This window comes from Paraburkholderia sp. SG-MS1 (genome assembly GCF_012275575.1).
Lineage (GTDB): Bacteria > Pseudomonadota > Gammaproteobacteria > Burkholderiales > Burkholderiaceae > Paraburkholderia.
In genome coordinates, this window is sequence record NZ_NPIH01000005.1 from 1 (window position 1) to 14,679 (window position 14,679).

At 64.2% G+C, this 14,679-nt stretch carries 15 protein-coding genes; 5 read left to right on the forward strand and 10 right to left on the reverse strand.

Features of this window, described 5'->3' with window-relative positions; translation table 11 throughout:
• Positions 1–124 precede the first annotated feature (124 nt).
• Positions 125–1,420 carry an O-antigen ligase family protein gene (locus CIC12_RS00230; RefSeq protein WP_168661067.1) on the reverse strand — a complete coding sequence of 432 codons (1,296 nt, stop codon included), beginning with the start codon at positions 1,418–1,420 and terminating at the stop codon, positions 125–127.
• Between the two features lie 381 nt (positions 1,421–1,801).
• On the opposite strand from CIC12_RS00230, the gene CIC12_RS00235 reads away from it, so the two are divergent.
• The gene (locus CIC12_RS00235; protein ID WP_168661069.1) at positions 1,802–2,647 is read left to right on the forward strand and encodes a glycosyltransferase family 2 protein; all 846 of its coding nucleotides are present in this window, start codon (positions 1,802–1,804) and stop codon (positions 2,645–2,647) included.
• A 107-nt stretch (positions 2,648–2,754) separates the two neighbouring features.
• On the opposite strand, the gene CIC12_RS00240 is transcribed toward CIC12_RS00235, so the two are convergent.
• Both CIC12_RS00240 and CIC12_RS33815 read right to left on the reverse strand, forming a co-directional pair.
• On the reverse strand, positions 2,755–3,075 hold the full coding sequence (locus CIC12_RS00240) for a hypothetical protein (RefSeq protein ID WP_168661071.1): 321 nt from the start codon (positions 3,073–3,075) through the stop codon (positions 2,755–2,757).
• An 85-nt stretch (positions 3,076–3,160) separates the two neighbouring features.
• On the reverse strand, positions 3,161–3,244 hold the full coding sequence (locus tag CIC12_RS33815; protein ID WP_446727883.1) for a hypothetical protein: 84 nt from the start codon (positions 3,242–3,244) through the stop codon (positions 3,161–3,163).
• Positions 3,245–3,681: 437 nt separating this feature from the next.
• Here CIC12_RS33815 and CIC12_RS00250 point away from each other — a divergent pair, with 437 nt between their 5' ends.
• Complete coding sequence (locus tag CIC12_RS00250; protein WP_168661073.1) at positions 3,682–4,605, forward strand: recombination-associated protein RdgC; 924 nt, start codon at positions 3,682–3,684, stop codon at positions 4,603–4,605.
• A 235-nt stretch (positions 4,606–4,840) separates the two neighbouring features.
• Here CIC12_RS00250 and CIC12_RS00255 read toward each other — a convergent pair whose 3' ends face one another.
• The 4 genes from CIC12_RS00255 to CIC12_RS00270 form a co-directional block, all read right to left on the reverse strand.
• Positions 4,841–6,049, reverse strand: coding sequence for an MFS transporter (locus CIC12_RS00255; protein WP_168661075.1), 1,209 nt, complete (start codon positions 6,047–6,049; stop codon positions 4,841–4,843).
• A gap of 76 nt (positions 6,050–6,125) precedes the next feature.
• The gene (locus CIC12_RS00260) at positions 6,126–6,602 is read right to left on the reverse strand and encodes a VOC family protein (RefSeq protein WP_168661077.1); all 477 of its coding nucleotides are present in this window, start codon (positions 6,600–6,602) and stop codon (positions 6,126–6,128) included.
• Positions 6,603–6,659: 57 nt separating this feature from the next.
• Positions 6,660–7,133, reverse strand: a complete 474-nt coding sequence (locus CIC12_RS00265; protein ID WP_168661079.1) for a VOC family protein — start codon at positions 7,131–7,133, stop codon at positions 6,660–6,662.
• 156 nt (positions 7,134–7,289) lie between these two features.
• On the reverse strand, positions 7,290–8,927 hold the full coding sequence (locus tag CIC12_RS00270; RefSeq protein ID WP_168661081.1) for an SH3 domain-containing protein: 1,638 nt from the start codon (positions 8,925–8,927) through the stop codon (positions 7,290–7,292).
• Between the two features lie 268 nt (positions 8,928–9,195).
• Here CIC12_RS00270 and CIC12_RS00275 point away from each other — a divergent pair, with 268 nt between their 5' ends.
• Both CIC12_RS00275 and CIC12_RS00280 read left to right on the forward strand, forming a co-directional pair.
• A complete protein-coding gene (locus CIC12_RS00275; protein ID WP_168661083.1) occupies positions 9,196–9,663 on the forward strand; it encodes a TOBE domain-containing protein in 468 nt (155 codons plus the stop codon).
• A gap of 191 nt (positions 9,664–9,854) precedes the next feature.
• Complete coding sequence (locus CIC12_RS00280) at positions 9,855–10,364, forward strand: GAF domain-containing protein (RefSeq protein WP_168661084.1); 510 nt, start codon at positions 9,855–9,857, stop codon at positions 10,362–10,364.
• Between the two features lie 187 nt (positions 10,365–10,551).
• Here CIC12_RS00280 and CIC12_RS00285 read toward each other — a convergent pair whose 3' ends face one another.
• Complete coding sequence (locus CIC12_RS00285) at positions 10,552–10,770, reverse strand: DUF2945 domain-containing protein (RefSeq protein WP_168661086.1); 219 nt, start codon at positions 10,768–10,770, stop codon at positions 10,552–10,554.
• Positions 10,771–10,983: 213 nt separating this feature from the next.
• Here CIC12_RS00285 and CIC12_RS00290 point away from each other — a divergent pair, with 213 nt between their 5' ends.
• On the forward strand, positions 10,984–11,793 hold the full coding sequence (locus CIC12_RS00290; RefSeq protein ID WP_168661088.1) for a mechanosensitive ion channel family protein: 810 nt from the start codon (positions 10,984–10,986) through the stop codon (positions 11,791–11,793).
• Between the two features lie 364 nt (positions 11,794–12,157).
• Here the strand turns inward: CIC12_RS00290 and CIC12_RS00295 are convergent, their stop codons facing one another.
• A complete protein-coding gene (locus CIC12_RS00295; RefSeq protein WP_168661090.1) occupies positions 12,158–13,276 on the reverse strand; it encodes an extracellular catalytic domain type 1 short-chain-length polyhydroxyalkanoate depolymerase in 1,119 nt (372 codons plus the stop codon).
• A gap of 85 nt (positions 13,277–13,361) precedes the next feature.
• Entirely contained in the window at positions 13,362–13,787 is a 426-nt protein-coding gene (locus CIC12_RS00300; RefSeq protein ID WP_168661092.1) for a CopG family transcriptional regulator, read from the reverse strand.
• Positions 13,788–14,679 lie beyond the last annotated feature (892 nt).

Here is a 14,679-nt window from a genome sequence, read left to right on the forward strand (position 1 = left end):
CGCCTCGCGCGACAGCGGGCGCGGCCAGAGTGCAGGCGCGGGTGCGGAAAAACGCCCGATCGGCGGAGGTAGGCGCAAGCCGGCCCCGATCCCGCCGCGCCTGTTCACCCAACCCCGCCCGCCTTCAGACCTTGACGCCGCCTGTGCGGCGAGCCGCATGTGAAGCCGCCGCCGGCGCGCTCTGCAGTTCGCGCTTCCTTGCATCGACCACCGCGAGCAGCGTGGCGACCAGCAACGCGAGCAGCACCGTGACCATGATCGGCACGAGCACGTCGATGGTCAGCCCGAAAATCACCGTGCTGGTGGCGACCGCGAGGCCGGCGTAAGAGGCCGCGCGGATCGCCGGGTCGGGCGAATGCCGGTGCCGCCAGAAATAGACCGAGATCCCATAGTAGAACAGCAGCAGGCCCGCCACGCCGATCGCGCCCATCTCGGCAAGCGCCGAGAAAAAGTCGCTATGGGCGCGCTCGTTGACGATCTCGGCCTTCACTTCGCCGCGTTTGGCCATCACGCCCAGCTCCTCGGCCAGATGTCCCTTGCCGACGCCGTACACCGGGTGATGCATGAAAATCAGCCGTGACGCGTTCCACAGCTGCAGGCGCAGACCCACCGAGGTGTAATCCTCGCCCTTGTGCATCATCGAGACGTCGGTCGACACTTCGCTCAGGCGCTTCTGGATGCGCTCCGTCGACAGCAGCGTGCCGGCCACGAGCACGATCGCCAGCGTCGCGATCAGCAGACGCTTCTTGTGCGCAAACCACTGGTACTGCATGCCGAGCAGCAGCACGAATACGGGCACGGCCAGCCAGCCGCCGCGCGTGCCCGACAGATACGATGCGTAGCCGCCCGCGACCAGCGCGAGCACCCGCGGCATCAGCACGCGCCAGTCGCGCGGCTTGTCCCAGCCGAGCGTGAAGACCGACAGGAAAGCGAGCAGCAGCGCGGTATCGCCGAATGGAATCGCGTTCGTGTACGAATTATTCAGGCGATTCGCCTCCGTCCAGCCGCCGGGGGGCTGATCGACGATCGCCCAGAGTCCGACCGCCAGCGCGCCGGCCGCGCAGCCCCAGCCGATCATGCGCAAATTGCGCGATGGCAATTGCCGCAGCAGCAGGAAGATCGGCAGCGCGAGCACGAAGCGCGACAGCGCGTCGAATTGCCGGGGCAGCCAGTAGCCGAAGAGCAATTGCTGCGCGCCGACCGCGACGACCAGCGCCAGCATGCCGATGGTGAACCAGCGGTAGGTGCGCAGCGCCGAAAAATAGCCCGGCATGCGCCGGTTGGCGACGGCGGCGCCGAGCGCCAGCGCGAGAATTGCGAAAAAGCAGTAGCCGGTGCCGCCGCGCCACATCAGATTGACCGCGGGCGCGAGAAACAGCAGGGCTGTACAGAGCCAGACCAGACTGGAAGCAAAAATCATAGGGCAACGATTTGTATGAACACTACCGTTCCGGTGGTGGAGTTGCTGGGGGAGCCGGACCATTGAGAGACGTTTTTTCAAGACGGTAGAGCGAACGGGATTATAACCGTGCCCTTCCTTGCAAAAGGCCTGCGCACGCGCGCGGAAAGGTGCGGTAAGACGCAGGCGCGGCACGGCGCGGCGAATCGGCGGGTGAAGGGTGCGAACGCAAGGCGGCGCAGCGCTTTGCGCTCGGCGTGAGTGGCCCCCACCTGGCTGCGGCACGCCGGCCGGCGCCCCGGTATTTGTCGTACGGGCGCCCTGCGGCGGTACAATCCCGCGAAACTCATGGCCGGCGCGCGGGGCATGCCGTGCCCGCACCCGGCTCAACGGACCGAATCGATGTTCTCAATCATCATCCCCACCTGGAACAACCTGCCTTACCTGCGCCTCGTGATCGAGAGCCTGCGGCGTCACTCGACGCACGCGCACCAGATCATCGTGCATGTCAACGATGGCTCGGACGGCACGCTCGCGTGGGTGCGCGACGAGGGCATCGAACATACCGCATCGCCCGGCAACATCGGCATCTGCCACGCGGTCAATATCGCCGCGGCGCGCGCGACGCGCGATTACATCGTCTACATGAACGACGACATGTACTGCTGCCCCGGCTGGGACGACGCGCTCGTCAAACGCCTCGCCCAGATGCCCGCCGACAACCTGTTCATGCTGTCCGGCACGATGGTCGAGCCGGTCGACTCCGGCAATCCGTGCGTGGTGGTGCGCAACTTCGGCCGCGACGTGGAGACTTTCCGTGCCGACGAACTGGTCGCCGCCGCGCCCGGCATGGCGCGCGCCGACTGGCGCGGCGCGACATGGCCGCCGACGCTCGTGCATCGCGACTGGTGGTACAAGGTGGGCGGCTATAGCAGCGAATTGAGTCCCGGCATGAGCAGCGACAACGACTTTTCGATGAAATTGTGGGACGCTGGCTGCCGCGTGTTCCTCGGCGTCGGCGACAGCCTCGTGTATCACTTCCAGCAGAAAAGCACCGGCAAGGTCGTCAAGAACGACGGGCGCCGTCAATTCCTGAACAAGTGGGGCATGACCCAAGCCACGTTCGACCGCTACTATTTGCGGCGCGGCACGGCTGTCGAGGGCGGCGCGGCGGTGAGCGAGCCCGAGCGGACGGGGCGTCTGCGCCGCGCGCTGTTGAAGTCGCGAATCAAGCGGGCGTTCAGCTGACGCGGCCTCGTCGTGCGCAAGCGGGCGTGCGGTCAAACGCGAGCGCCCGAACCTCCTCGGCTACGCGTCGGCCCGCAACGACAGTCCGCGCCAGTCACGCACGCCCGTCATACGCCGCCCGTCACCAGCGGCAGCACCGTCAGATCAGGATGCGTGCCGTCGACGATGCTGCGTCCCACATGCACCCCTTCGTAGAGCGCGTCGTCCTTGCTGGCGAAGCTTTCGTCGCCGTCCGCATGGAACGGCACGGCATGGCCGGGAATCGCCGGATCGGCGCCCGGATGACAGACATAGCCGACATACGTGTAGCGCTTATCAGCGGTGGCTGACGGGTTGGCATCGTCGGGCGGGGTCTTGGGTAGAAGCGCCACGTGAATTTCGAAGCCCTCGTATTCCACCATTCGCGAGGGTGCGGTTTCATCGGCCATGGCCGCCTCCGTCTTGGTCGTGTCTATCAAAAAGTCTAGGTGATCCGCGCGCGAAACGCGCTCGAAGACGGATACTGCAAAACCACTACGGCTTGATCGCGCCAAGCTGTTCGAGCCACGTCAGATGGTCTTCGAGGTGCCAGTTCTCGACGATGCGGCCATCCTTCACGCGGTCCAGATCGAACGCGTGGAAATCGACGGTCTGGCCGTGGCCTTGCAGGTTCTAAACTGACCGGTGAACTGTCCACGCAAATGCAGATGGACTGACGCGCGCTCGCCGGCCCCACGAGGTCATCGATGTCCGCATGCAGGTCGGGCACAGCGGCATCGCTCGCGGCGCAAGGGCTCAGCGTGCCGGCGAGTCCGATGGCCAGCATGACGTGACGAAGGAGGCGCGAAACCCGTGAGGGGACATCGGTACTCCAGAGAAGTGTAAGTGTATGAAACAGATTCTCCGGCTAACGGTCACGTTTGATAAACGGCGCGACAATTGAAGGATCTTCACTTTTAATTTGAAAATGGTGGCCAGATCGGGCGCGTCTGCGCCGACGCGCCCGGGCGTTCGTCATATAGAATGGCGCGCTTTGCCCGGAAACGACCTCGCCCATGTGGTTCAAAAACCTTCAGTTGCACCGTCTTCCCGCTCCGTGGTCCGTCACGCCCGAACAGATGCACAAGTGGCTCGCGCCGCACGCGTTTGCCCCCGGCCATAGCGTCGAGATGCAAAGCCACGGCTGGGCATCGCCGCGCGACGACGATTCGCTGGTGTACGCGCTCAACGGTCAAATGCTGCTGGTGTTTCGCACGGAAAAGAAACTGCTGCCCGCGTCGGTCGTCACGCAGGTCACCAAGGCACGCGCGCTCGAACTCGAGGAACAGCAGGGCTTCAAACCCGGCCGCAAGCAGATGCGCGAACTGAAGGAGCAGGTCACCGACGAACTGCTGCCGCGCGCGTTCAGCATTCGCCGCGACACGCGCGTGTGGATCGACTGCAAGAACGGCTGGCTCGTGATCGACGCGGCTTCGCAAACGGTCGCCGACGAAGTGCGCGGGCTGCTGGTGAAGTCGATCGATCAACTGCCGCTCGGCACGGTGCGCGTCACGCAGTCGCCGGTCGCCGCGATGACCGGGTGGCTTCTCTCCGGCGAAGGCCCGGCGGGCTTCACGCTCGATCAGGATACCGAACTGCGCTCGTCCACTGAAGGCAACGCCACCGTGCGCTACGTCGGACATACTTTGGACACCGAAGATATGCGCCGCCATATCGAAGCGGGCAAGCAGTGCATGCGTCTCGCGATGACGTGGAACGACCGCGTGTCGTTCGTGCTGACGCCTTCGCTGACGATCAAGCGCATCGCGCCGCTCGACGTGCTGAAGGAAGCAAGCGACCCGACCGCGCAGAACGACGACGAGCGTTTCGATTCCGACGTCACGCTGATGACCGCCGAACTCGACCGCCTCCTGACCGATCTGCTCGACGCGTTGGGCGGTGAGCAGGGCGACGCGCTCCCGCAGGCAGCGGCGGCCTGATCCGTCGGCTGGTTCGGCAAGGACCGGCGCGTCGTGCGTTGACGCGCTGGCATCGACCCGCTGGATCAGCGATATCTGAAACCCGCGTGGTTCAATCGGGTCTTCACGCTCGGGCCGTTGCGTTGCAGGGCGGTGCGCGACAAGCTCGCGAGTCAGTCCTGAATAGCTCGATTAAATGGGTGAATTAAATATCTGTCCATTGCGTCGCTGCGCATGCCATTAACTGGAATGCGCGTCATTCGCCGAGTGCCAGCGCGCGCTTGCGTCGCAGCAACGAAGAGCGGAGCGACACCGCCGCGCCGATGCCGCCCATCGCCAACGACAGCGTCACGATCAGCGGTCCGGTTTGCGTGCGCGCCGAGAACAGCCCGACCAGCAGACCGGCGAGCGGCTGCGTCAGGTTGTTCAGCAGGATCACCACGCCGGTCGTCTTGCCGTAGTCCTCCGGCGGAATGATCCGCTGGCGCGCGCCGCGAATGTAGACGTTGAACATCTTGTCGAAGCCGACGATCAGCAGAAAGCCGAGCGCGTAACCGCTGGGCGCGGCACTCGCACCGGCGATCACGCCACCCGCGCAGATCGCCGTGAACGCAACCCGGCCGAGCATCCTCGCGGGCCATGCGGTTCGCGCGATTGTCAGCAGGATCAGCACCGTGGCGAGCGCGCCGGCCGTTTGCAGCGCGGCATAGTCGTGGTTCGATCGCGCGTGATAGCCGGTCACCATCGCGGCCGACGTGGCGAGCGTCACGCCGATCACGAGGTTTTCGGCGGCTGCGAGCAGCACGAGCTTCTTCAGGCCCGGCAACACCAGCACATGGCGCAGCGCGATGCGCAGCGGCCGGGTCCAGTGGCCCGCGAGACCGGGCGGCGGATTGCCAGGCTCGAAGCCGCTCATGCGCCGCCACAGCAGCAGCGCGCCATCGGCGGTGGCGAATAACACGCCGGTGGCGCCGACCACCCATTCCCAACGCCACCAGCCGAGCAGCAGCGCGGCCAGCATCGGGCCGAGGACGAAGCCTAACTGGTCGGCGAGTTGCGAGTAGGCGAGCACGCGTTGGAACTGCTGTGTGCTGAAGATCTGCGGCAGCATCACCTCGCGTGCCACCAGCCCCTGGCTCGTCAACACGCCGCAGATTGCCGAGAGCGCGATCAGCCAGCCGATCCCGCCAAACAGCAGGTACGCGAGCACGCCGCCAAAGCACGTCAGTGCCCGCACGGTCTGACTGACTCGCATCAATCTGAGCGGCGAAATGCGGTCGCACAGCGCGCCGAAGAAAGGGAACACGAGGTAACGCGGCAGCGTTTCGATGAAGAACGCGAGGCCCGACCACGAGACCTGACGCGTCGTCTGGAACACGACGAGCGGAACGAGAAACAGCAGAATCTGATCGGCGAGACGCGCGACAAACAGCGAGCAGAAGAAAGCCTGATGATTGACGCGCACCGTGGATGTCCAGTCGTTGAGGGGTCGACACCGATGCTATCAAAGATGGCTACGCTAGTCGCGCAACGAGGGCTGCTTACGCTGTACCGCGATACGCATGCTCCAGTTGCGCGACATCCAGCTTGACCATTTGCATCATCGCTTTCATCACGCGGCTTGCTTTCGCGGTGTCCGGATCGCGCAGCATGTCGCCGAGCGCGTCGGGCACGATCTGCCACGACACGCCGAAGCGGTCCTGCAGCCAGCCGCATTGCCACGGCTTACCGCCGTCGAGGAGCTTCGACCAGTAGTGATCGACCTCCGCCTGCGAGCTGCAATGCACGAACAGCGAAATCGCAGGGGTGAACGGAAATTGCGCGCCGCCGTTCAGCGCCATGAACTGCTGGCCTTCGATCTCGAACGTGACGACCAGCACGTCGCCTTCCGGGCCCGGTCCGGCATCCGTGTAATGCATCGTGGTGGCGATGCGCGAAGCGGAAAACACGGACGTATAGAAGCGGGCCGCTTCTTCCGCATTACCGTCGAACCACAGGCACGGCGCAATCTTTTGCATGACGGTTCTCCTCCTGCCGGGCGGATCGAGCTTGCGCTGCTTTCGCTTGACTGACGCCTAGCCGTCGCATTTCATCGTGGCCATGGCCTGCTGGATTTCTTCCGTGCTCAGATCGCGGGTGTGCGTGGCGAGCGACCACCGATGGCCGAACGGGTCCTGCAACTGGCCATAGCGGTCACCCCAGAACATGTCGGCGACCGGCATCAGGACGGTCGCGCCGGCCTCGACGGCCTGATTGAAGCTGGCGTCGACGTCCTGCACGTAGTGGTGAATCGTGACTGGCGTGCCCTTCAGCGTATTCGGGCCGAATGCCTGATGGTCGGGCCACTCGTCGGTCAGCATCAGCATGGAGTCACCAATCTTCAGGCAGGCGTGCATCACCTTGCCGCCGGGCCCCGGGAGGCGGAACTGTTCGACGGCGTTGAAGGCCTTCGCGTAGAACGCGATGGCGTCCGCGGCGTTGGCACAGATCAGATACGGAGTGAGCGAGTGCATCCCGTCGGGGATCGATTTGACAGCGGCGCTGGTCATGACGGTGACTCCTTGAAGTAACAGGTTCGCGAGTTGAAAGGCTGGCTGCGTGAGCCAGGTCTTCAACGTTACGACGAGTTCAGAGCGGTTGAATCGACACTCCGGAAAAAATATTTTCAGGGGCGGCGAGTTGCGGTAAAACCCGCCAGAACCCAATCATCCGGCTGGATTGTCGTCATCCGGCGGCGCGGGTGACGGCGGCGGCAGCACCCCATCCGGCGTGCCGAGAATGCTGATCTGGAACGTCCGTGTGGCCGCGAGCGATTGCAACGTGGCGTCCTCGGGGATGTGCTCGAAGAGCGGCAGGATCACCGAGCCGCCGATCACCGCGCGCCGGCTGTTGTCGGCTGGCCGTAAGCCCCACACGTCCTGGTAGACGACCGGCACCGTGACGCCGTCGCGCGTCGTGTTGCCGATGTACAGCATCACGTGGCCGCCGATGTAGATCAGCGTGCGAAACGCTTCGCCGTACCGGGCGAGATAGTCGAGCCGCTGCGCGGGCGTGAAGGCGGACAGGTCGACCATGCGCCCGGCGCTCATCTGCGTCGATGAATGGCGCGGCAGCCACACGCCGAACGCGGCGAAGATGCTTTGCAGTTCCGACGAACAGTCGTTGTAGAGCCCGCTATTGCCCCAGCCATACGGCCGCCCGATCAGCGTTTTCATCAGCATGGCCAGATGGCGCGGTGTGGCGGCGAGCGGCATGGGTGCGATTTGCGCTTCGCTCAGCGTGGCCGTGCGGATGAGCGCGCGGCCATCGGCATCGCGGACCGGGACGAGCACTTCGCGCAGCGCGGGGCGCGGGGTCATGTCGGCGGCGCGGTTGTCGGTCTCACTGGCGCTTCCATTGGCGGACGTTTGCCGCTCGATGGGCGCCGGCGAGTCGGACGACGACGGCAGCAGCGGCAACATCGTGCCCGCCGGCGCGTCGAAGCGGAACACGCCGCGGCTGTCGCGCACGGGCGCCGATGCGAGCGTCACCGCGCCGAGCGATTTGCCGGCCGCGGCGCGCCACGCGTCGATGAAGTGGTCGTCGGCCATCGCGACACCGTCGCTATGCACCCAGCCCTGCACATCGGGCGTCTGCACGTAATGCCACGCCCCGTCGACGCTGCTGCCCAGCACATACAACGGCGTGCCCGGCCGCGCGGCCGAAATCTGCAGGTTGTCGAACGGATAGCCTTCGCCGGCCAGACGATGGTCGTAGAACGAGGGATCGGTGGTCGGCAATTCGCGCACCATCAGGTTGGTGGTGGCCATTGCGCGGCGCCCGGGTTGATAGGCTGGCGCCTGCGTGAATTGCCCGACGTTCATGTTCTGCGCGATTGCCTCGATCCATGCCTTGTCGTGCGGGCGGAAGTTCTCGCCATAGCCGAGCGCGGCGCCGCTCCTGCCCGTGTTGTCAAATCTCGCGATGCGGCGCAGCTGCAATGCGGCAATGTCCGCGCCTTGCTGTCGATACACGCGCGTGCTCACGTAAGCTGAATTCCACGGCGATGCTGCGCTTGCACCGGTGCCGAAGTAGCGCGCGTAGAGCGCCCTGAAATGCGCCTGCTGATCCGCCGCGCTGAGGAACGGCTGGTCGTAGCCTGTGCTGTCCGGCCGGAGCCAGTGATCGACGTTCTGGTCGTAACCGGCGAGCGGAAACAGCGTGACGGTATCGACCGGTGTGTGGGCGTCGCGCGGCGGCGGGGTGCTGCACGCGGCGAGTGTCGCGAGAGCGGCGCACAGCGCGGCGGCGCGGTACGCGTTCGGCCATGAAGCGGCGAAGCGGGACAGGACGGCAACGGACATGGGGTTCGGCGTGGAGGTTCGAAGGACACGATGATAAGGTGTTCGCGACGCGCGCCGTGTTGTGCGGTGTTGTGTCGGCGCTGCGTTATGCATGCCCATGTACGGCGCTTCTGTGTTTTCATGCTGATGCGGAGCGCTCAGCGCGAGCACGCGAGCGCACGTCATGCATAGGCGGCCGCAGCCGGCCAGCATGCCGTTCGCCGTTTCATACCTGAATCCCCGCCTCGCAATGTTAGTGCGGGGCCCCTGATCAACCAAGGAGCACGACATGCAAACCAGCGCGCGCAATCAATTCTCCGGCGAAGTGGCCGAAGTCAAACACGGTGCCGTGAACGACGAAGTCACGCTGCGCACTCAGGAAGGTCTGGAGATCGTCGCGATCATCACGCATGGCAGCGCGACGTCGCTCGGCCTCGCAGCCGGCAAGAAGGCGTTTGCGCTGGTAAAGGCGTCGTCGGTGATCGTGATGGTCGACGTCGCGAAAAACCAGGTGTCGGCGCGCAACTGCATCGCCGGGACGGTGTCAGCGGTGACGAAAGGCGCAGTGAACTCGGAAGTGACGATCAGCGCGGGCGGTGCGCAGGTCGCGGCGATCATCACCAACGAGAGCGTCGAGCGCCTCGGCCTCGCGAGCGGTAAAGCGGCGACCGCGATCTTCAAGGCGTCGAGCGTGATTATTGGCGTCGATCAGCAAGTCGGTGATCGAAGGTCCGGCGCGGTGCCGGGCTTCTCGTGATCAGGCGGGAAACGGGCAAGGCCGCGGCGTGCGGCGTGCAAGGCGCGGCAAGCACGGCAGGGCACCGCACCGGAGCGACAGAACGATACCGCCGCGCCGCGCAGCGACGCGCCGCACATGAACTAACCGCCCGCTTGCTTTAAACTGCACACCCTTGCTGTTCTTCTTCCGCTTTCATCACGGACGCCGTCATGTTCGAAGTCTCCTCCGCCTCGCCTCTGTCCAAAGCCGCGCATTACGACGAACTGGTCGCCCAGGCGCGCGCGCTGCTCGCTGGCGAAACCGACTGGATCGCCAACGCCGCGAATTTTTCTGCCTTCGTGTTTCATTCGCTGAGCGATCTGAACTGGGCTGGCTTTTACTTTCACGATGGCCGGGAACTGGTCGTCGGACCGTTTCAGGGCAAGCCCGCGTGCGTGCGCATCGCCCTCGGCAAGGGTGTCTGCGGCACGGCCGCACAGACCCGTCAAACCCAGGTCGTGCGCGACGTGCACGAGTTTCCCGGGCATATCGCGTGCGATGCAGCGTCGCAGTCGGAAATCGTCGTGCCGCTCGTCGCGCCGGACGGCACGCTGATCGGCGTGTGGGATGTGGACAGCCCTGTCGTCGCGCGCTTCGACGCGGAAGATGCGAAGGGGATGGAAGCGTTGTGTGCGGTGTTCGTTGAAGCGGCGTTGCCGCGCGCGGCGGCTGCGCGCTGAGCAACGAGGTAGGCGGCGCGGCAGCCGATGCGTTCGCCGCCGAAGCGCTGGGGCGCCTCGCCGAACCGATCGGCTATGCCGGGACGACGCTGAACGTGACCGCGAGCATCGCGCAGCGTTGTCGGCGGCCTCGGCGGTGAACGGCAATGTGCTGCGGCGGTCGCGTCGAGCGTCGCGTTTATCCGTTTCAATCTTTCAGATGCCGCAGCGCATCGCTGCGATGAACGGCATGCTTGCCGCTCTTATCGCTTTCTACTTCATAACGCGGGTCGGATTCCGACGCGTCGATACTTTTGCCGTCCACAGTCGTGCGAGTAGAAATGACACGCACGACCTTGCCTTGCGTCATACCTCGCGGCGTGTTCCAACTGACGCGATCGTGCAGTTTGAGATGCAGGGAAGACATGGGGTACTCCTCGATTGATGGAGGACGCAATTGGCGCACGTCGCCAAAGTGCGGAGAGGCCTTATTTCCAGTGCTCGGGCAATCGATTCGCGCGAGTCATTCAGACAGGCGCGAGCAAGCGACATGCCTCGTCATGCTCGACGTCGGCGGCCGGGAACATATCCTGCTGCACCGCATCGAAGAAGATCTCTCGCACTGGAACACAGACTTACGATGAACGATCTTTTTACCCGTCTCATGCATTTTCAGCCATCGTTGCTCGTCACTATCACGCAGGACGCCCTCCATGTCGTGTTGGCCGTGCTGATCTTTGTGGTCGGTTGGTGGCTGTCGAACCGCGTCGGCGCGATGTTCGCCAAAGCACTCGCGCGCACGCGCGCGGATCCGACGCTCGCGCCGATGCTCGCTGCGATGGGCACGTGGGCGGTGCGCGTGCTCGCGTTCATCGCGGCGCTCGGCGAAGTCGGCATCGCGACCGCCAGCGTACTGGCGGTGCTCGGCGCGGCCGGTCTCGCCATCGGTCTCGCGTTGCAAGGTACTTTGCAGAACATTGCGGCCGGCATGATGCTACTGTTGCTGCGGCCGTTTCGTGTCGGCGACGTGATCGAGGGCGTTGGCGCGGCAGCCGGGATCGTGCGCGAAGTGGGCCTGTTCACGACGCGTATCGAGCGCGGCGACGGCAACGCGGTGTTCGTGCCGAATAGCCAGATCTGGAGCAATCCGGTGATCAACTACAGCAGCGGTGGCACGCAGCGCATCGAGGTCGAAGTGGAACTGGCCGAGCGCAAGGACGTCGATGCCGCGATCGGCGAACTGAAGAAACTGGTCGCTGACGAACCGCGTGTGCTGAGCGGCGCGACGCTTGCGCCGGTCGTCACAGTCACCAGTTACCCGGACGACGGCGGGGCGACACTGCGCATCGCCGCATGGGTGCGTACGCCGGACGTGCCGCTCGCCGGCAGCGATTTACAGGCGCATGCGCAGGCCGCGCTTGAACAGGCAGGGTGCCCGGTGGCGGCCTGAGGACTGTGGTGCGCGGTTAGAGCGCGGCATATGAGGCGCGCTCGCGCGGTCCACTTTGAGTACCTTGAGCGACAAAGGCGCAGCGTTTGTGGAGCGTGGTCTACGAACCTCCTGCTGTGTTTCTGCCTCGCGCGTGCCGGGAGTTGCTTGCAGGCGTTTATGTGCCGAGTCGGCGTCGCACAGGCGCATCTGCTGTAAGCGTCGGCGAGTGAGGCAATTGCCGCGTCGACTTCGACTGCGCATGCCGCGAAACACGCCACGTCTGCGATATGCGCTTCACGAAGCTTGCGCTGCGTCGGTGCATGAGGTGAGCCGGAGCGAAGCGCTGTGTTCAGGCGCTTACTCGTCGCGCCCGTGCCGCTTGTTAAGCCCGTGGATGAGCGAGAAAGAATCGCAGCATTTCCGCCGTGGCGTCCGGCCCGGCCGGATCCGTGTACGAGCCGCGCTGACTGCCGCCGGCCCATGCGTGCCCCGCGCCGTGTATCGACCAATACTCCGCTTCGACGCCGTTTTCCGCGACGAGTCGCTGCAACGTCGCAGTACGTCTGTTGCCTGACGCACCTGCCGCCGACGGCGGGGCGACCGTCGTGGCGTTTGCCCCGAAGCTAGCAACGAGCTCACGGGCGTTCGACGGATGTACCGTCGTATCCGCATCACCATGAAACACGATCAACGGGCGCTGCGGTGCGGCGCGCGTGGAGGCGCGCGACGGCTTGGCACCCTTCATCGCGGCGAGCGCGGAGGGCAGGTCCTTCGCGCATCCGTAGGCGAGCCCCGAATGCACACAGGCGGCGGCGTACAGATCGGGTGAGGTCTTCAGCATGATGTCCGCCATCGCGCCACCCGCCGATAGGCCCGCCACGTACACCCGTGCGGCATCGACGCGATAGCGCGTCATCACTTCGCGCGTGATGCCCGCGATCAACGACGGTTCACCGTGCTCACGCTGTTGATCGGCAGGCTTGAACCAGTTCCAGCATTTCGAATGATTGGCCGCTGGCGATTGATTCGGATAGACGACGATGAAGCCGTGACGCTCTGCCATTTCGTTCATGCGCGTGCCGGCCGCGAAGTCGTCGGCATTCTGCGTACAGCCGTGCAGCATGACGATCAAAGGCATCGGCTCGTGGTTGTAGACAGCCGGCACGTACAGCTTGTATTGACGATGGCCCGCGCTGTTGCTGAAAGTGTGAGTGCTGAAGGCGCCGGGTGTGTCGGCGTCGATTGTGTAGGGGGCAGGGGCGTGCGGGCGCGCGTGGGGGTGTGCCCGAGCCTGTGCTTGTGTCTCGGTTTGGACCTCGGTCCAGGCTCGCGTCCAGTCGCTCGCCGTCGACCGCGTTTGCGCTGTCTGCGCGTGGCTCCCTTGAGCGTCGGCGCCAGCGAGCGCGCGTTGAACCGCGGCGGTCGCTTCCTGGGGACCTTTCGTACGCAGCAGATCGAAGGCGTCTTTCATCGACTTCAGGAAATCTTCGTTCATGTTCATGGTGGGTTGTATTGCCTTTGTGTGGTGGCGTGAGTGAACCGGCGACATGCCGAGGTTCAACGATGCGATCGGTCGAGCGAAACGTCTAGCTGATGCGGCCGGCAAGCACCGCTTTGACCGCCGGCGACGCGTGAAATGCGCCCAGCACGACGACCGACGCGATGGTGGCTGCCGCGAGTTCCGGTGGCACATCGGCGGCGATGCTGGCGAGGCCGAGTACGTGAATGTCGAGCTGCTCGTGCGCGGCCTGAGCAGCTTCTAGATCCCGGCGCGAGAAGTGCTGCAAGCCGAGCACCATCGCGCGTCGCGTCACGGTTTCCGTGACGACCTGCGCGTGCACGGCAAGCTGATTGCGGATCGCCGTGCGGATCAGGTCGGTGCGATTCGTGTAAAAGCCTTCTTCGACCAGCAGATCGATCTGGCCGAGGTCGATCGGTCCCAGGTTGATGGTGATTTTTTCGGTCTCGCCGCCTTTGGGGCGGGCGCTGTCGACTAGATTGAGTTTGGGCACTTTAACTCCATACGGATTCCGGACGCCATCCAAATAACATCCAATGGGATGGTTATACGCCCTGAAACCGGGGGTGGTCAAATGGGTAATTGAGGGCCAGACGGAGAGTCGGCGTATCGGGAGATTCCGGTTGTGGAGGTGCCGTCGGGGCCACATTGACGAAACCGCAGCATGATGCCGGGCATGGTCGAAGCCCACCACGCGCGGCGTACCGTAGTAACGAATGCTGGCTACCGCCTTGGCATCGACGCGTTCGTTCGAGTTCGCCACGAGAAGTGACAGAGGCATAGAACGTGATGAACACGCGCCTGCTCAACGACGGGTTCATCGACGAGGACGTATCGCATGTCCGGCTCGGATTGCACGGCTCGGCGCAATCGCGAGGGGCGGGCGGCGACTGGAAGTCCCACTTGGGAAATCAATAGTTCAACGTGCCTGCCGATGATTGTTGCCCTGGGCTTGGTAGCGGGTCCATACTGCCCCGTCGAGTCGGGGCGACGGTTACTGCATTAGTTCAGTCGTGCAGCGGGCGCCACCAAAGAAGTGGTCGGAGCTTATCGAATCTCTTCTATGTTGCTCGCTTTAAGCGGGCTGTAGCATGGTTGCTTCAGTGATTGAGTGTCTGAAGTGCGTCGCGCAGGATATTCGATTTCTTTCATTATCGTAAATATGATTAGTAGTCTTGGATTGTTAATCTTCATTAACTGAAAGTGACCGTTTTATTTCTATAAACTCGCGAAGCGTTTGCAAGGAATGGAAATCTATTTCCGTGTGGTCGCCGGAAGTGTTGAGGGCGGTGGCAATCTCCGTCGTGCGTTTGCCCGGGCTGCGCTGTGTCTCTGCACGGTCTGCCTCATTATGCTGAACGTCGCTCCGATTGCAGGCACTGACG

Coding starts and splice junctions, on each gene's coding strand:
- CIC12_RS00285 (WP_168661086.1), bottom strand. CDS start 10,770: ATGTCTTCCCTGCATCTCAAACTGCACGATCGCGTCAGTTGGAACACG.
- CIC12_RS00230 (WP_168661067.1), bottom strand. CDS start 1,420: ATGATTTTTGCTTCCAGTCTGGTCTGGCTCTGTACAGCCCTGCTGTTT.
- CIC12_RS00250 (WP_168661073.1), top strand. CDS start 3,682: ATGTGGTTCAAAAACCTTCAGTTGCACCGTCTTCCCGCTCCGTGGTCC.
- CIC12_RS00270 (WP_168661081.1), bottom strand. CDS start 8,927: ATGTCCGTTGCCGTCCTGTCCCGCTTCGCCGCTTCATGGCCGAACGCG.
- CIC12_RS00260 (WP_168661077.1), bottom strand. CDS start 6,602: ATGCAAAAGATTGCGCCGTGCCTGTGGTTCGACGGTAATGCGGAAGAA.
- CIC12_RS00280 (WP_168661084.1), top strand. CDS start 9,855: ATGTTCGAAGTCTCCTCCGCCTCGCCTCTGTCCAAAGCCGCGCATTAC.
- CIC12_RS00240 (WP_168661071.1), bottom strand. CDS start 3,075: ATGGCCGATGAAACCGCACCCTCGCGAATGGTGGAATACGAGGGCTTC.
- CIC12_RS00295 (WP_168661090.1), bottom strand. CDS start 13,276: ATGAACATGAACGAAGATTTCCTGAAGTCGATGAAAGACGCCTTCGAT.
- CIC12_RS00275 (WP_168661083.1), top strand. CDS start 9,196: ATGCAAACCAGCGCGCGCAATCAATTCTCCGGCGAAGTGGCCGAAGTC.
- CIC12_RS00290 (WP_168661088.1), top strand. CDS start 10,984: ATGAACGATCTTTTTACCCGTCTCATGCATTTTCAGCCATCGTTGCTC.
- CIC12_RS00265 (WP_168661079.1), bottom strand. CDS start 7,133: ATGACCAGCGCCGCTGTCAAATCGATCCCCGACGGGATGCACTCGCTC.
- CIC12_RS00235 (WP_168661069.1), top strand. CDS start 1,802: ATGTTCTCAATCATCATCCCCACCTGGAACAACCTGCCTTACCTGCGC.